Raw genomic sequence first — 1,181 nt, 5'->3', positions numbered from 1 at the left:
GTTTAGGGGCACAGCGCCGATCGAGTACGAGGGAACGGCCGATACCACGGGCTGTGTTTCCCTAGGTGGAATTACGGGATCTAATCCTTACTACTTCACTACGTTGGTCGAGGCGACTGGGTACAAGCCCCTGCGCCTAGAGATTCCTACTAAGGAAAGCGTTTGGCGTATTGTCCTCGCCAAGCAATCAGAGGCTCTTGCCAGCCGTGCCACTGAACTGGAAAAGCACGCTGCTGAAAGTCCGTGTGGCGCCATCTAACAATTCGTCCAAGCCGACGCCGCTTCGCGGCGCGGCTTAACTCAGGTGTTAGCTGCCATGAGCCGTACTCGCGTTTTGTGGTTACTTGGTGGCTTCGCCCTCGCCCCAATTCTTCCTCCGCTGTTGCTTCTTGGCAAAGCGTTGCTCGGCGGCGAAGCGCAGCCATTCAGCGGCTTCGCCATGCTTCTTGTGGTGAGCTACGTCGTGTCCGCGCCCTTGGTTGCGGCACTCGGCCTTCCTGCACTCTTGCTGGCAGTTCGCTTCGGAGCAGATCGGTGGTGGGTTGCGTCATTGGTTGGCGGCGCTTGCGGGGCCGCCTTCTCGTTCACTGGTTACAGCCAAGAACCCCCGCTTGTCGCAATTCTGCAGTTCGGACTCTGGGGAGCCGTCGTTGCAGCTTCGGTTTGGCTAAGTTGGCGTCTGGGCCGTATCCACGAAGCTCGCTTGGCAGCTAACAATTCGTCCAAGCCGACGCCGCTTCGCGGCGCGGCTTAACTCAGGTGTTAGGCGGCGGATGAAGTGAATAGCGATCTTGAGCAGCTGGCCGCCCGCTGGGCGGCGATGCAGTCCGGCGACCGTCAGCACGATGAAGCGGAGGTCGCGATCATTTGTGCAGTGGATGACCTAATAGAACATTCCGAAGACCTATGGCGCTTCATTCTGCTAGCGCTGCCTATGTGCGCCGCAGAGCCAGCCAAGGGCATGCTCGCTGCCGGCCCACTCGAGGACTTACTTCAGGAACACGGCGCCCAGTTCATCGATCGCGTCGAGCAGCTTGCCCAAGCAGAGCCAGCGTTCGCCGCGCTACTTGCTGGCGTGTGGCTGCCGGCTGCACAAGATGCCGTTACTCTTCGTTATCTGGCGCTGGGCTGTGACCAGGTTCGGCCGCTCGCCTAACAATTCGTCCAAGCCGACACCGCTT

3 protein-coding genes are annotated in these 1,181 nt (G+C 59.9%); all 3 read left to right on the top strand.

Annotated features, from left to right (window positions below; all coding sequences use genetic code 11):
* A partial coding sequence (locus EVS83_RS15950) for a hypothetical protein (RefSeq protein ID WP_208108775.1) occupies nt 1-259 on the top strand: 259 nt, incomplete at its 5' end.
* 57 nt (nt 260-316) lie between these two features.
* Nucleotides 317-754 (top strand): hypothetical protein, encoded by a 438-nt coding sequence (locus EVS83_RS15315; RefSeq protein WP_133502041.1) that lies wholly within the window; start codon nt 317-319, stop codon nt 752-754.
* A gap of 24 nt (nt 755-778) precedes the next feature.
* On the top strand, nt 779-1,156 hold the full coding sequence (locus EVS83_RS15310; protein ID WP_133502039.1) for a DUF6869 domain-containing protein: 378 nt from the start codon (nt 779-781) through the stop codon (nt 1,154-1,156).
* The last annotated feature ends 25 nt before the right edge of the window (nt 1,157-1,181 follow it).

The organism is Cognatilysobacter terrigena (genome assembly GCF_004361065.1).
In the GTDB taxonomy this organism is placed as follows: Bacteria; Pseudomonadota; Gammaproteobacteria; order Xanthomonadales; family Xanthomonadaceae; genus Cognatilysobacter; species Cognatilysobacter terrigena.
Note: the sequence above shows the minus strand (reverse complement) of the source record. Positions and strands in the feature narration are given on the sequence as shown.